Genomic DNA, 310 nt, shown 5'->3' with positions numbered 1-310 from the left:
ACCCGCATGCGCCCCTTGCATCGGTATTTCGACCCGCGACCGGCCTAGGTCCCGCGACCTACGCGGCACCCGACTCCCCCGGCCCACTCGCCACCTGGTTCCCGCGACCGGGTCGCCGTCTGGCCGTCACCCCAAGAGACGGTCAAGAATTCGTTAGCGACTCGAAGCAACGGAATAGTTGCCCCGGCGCACGAGGTTCAGTGTGCACGCATACTTCCCGATCACGCACCGCATCCGCCCACCTTGGCCTGGAGGCCCCACCCCATGTCCCACACGACGACCGACGAGCCCGCGCGGCGAGCGAGCGGGG

The organism is Streptomyces sp. NPDC015125 (assembly GCF_043080045.1).
In the GTDB taxonomy this organism is placed as follows: domain Bacteria; phylum Actinomycetota; class Actinomycetes; order Streptomycetales; family Streptomycetaceae; genus Streptomyces.
This window is presented reverse-complemented; position numbering follows the sequence as displayed.